The following is a 634-nucleotide window of genomic DNA, read 5'->3' as shown; positions in this document are numbered from 1 at the left end:
AGACCAACTGATGATAGTGCGAACTGACTTACTGTAAACGTGAATATTACTCGCAGACATTGCACCAGCAATGGCGAATACCGCAAATACTGCTCTATACCTACCATCCATCCCGTCGAGCCATTGACTTTCCAACGCAGCCAACCCCAAAAGAGCGATGGCAAACACACTGATGCCAGCGCGATACAAGCATACGCTCAGCTTATCTAAAAAATCTAATGTTTCTTGATGTTCAGTATTTGCCATCGTCGTTCATCTTTAGAGCGTGTATTTACGCTCGCTTGGGGAAGCAGAATCTGCCGCCAGTGCGGTAAATCACCAAAGAAAAGAGAATCAGCAAACAACCAACAAGTTTATTGGCCGTCAGAACTTCGCCATACCAAAGAATGCTGAGAACAACCGTCCAAACCGGCTCTAAGATCATAATCAGTGCCGCATTCCCTGCTTGGACAAACTTTTGCCCCATCGTCTGCATAACGTAACGCAAACTCGTCGCAAGCAACGTACTGAGCGCAAACCACCACCAAATGGATGAATCCACCTGCTCTGGTCGTGATTCCATCAAGAACGACACCAACAGACCTAGACAGCCTGCCGAAAACAGCTGAACACAAGTCAGTAGTAATACGGGCAA

At 47.0% G+C, this 634-nt stretch carries 1 protein-coding gene and 1 pseudogene; both read right to left on the bottom strand.

Going from position 1 to position 634, the window contains the following annotated elements:
* Positions 1-246 (bottom strand): annotated as a pseudogene (locus R7040_RS27515) (hypothetical protein); the annotation flags it as partial.
* A 25-nt stretch (positions 247-271) separates the two neighbouring features.
* Positions 272-634: DMT family transporter (locus R7040_RS27510; protein ID WP_318097751.1), on the bottom strand; the 363-nt coding region annotated here is incomplete at its 5' end.

It is taken from the genome of Vibrio sp. 1069, assembly GCF_033340555.1.
The sequence above is the reverse complement of the archived record's forward strand: the minus strand, read 5'-3'. Positions and strand labels throughout refer to the sequence as shown.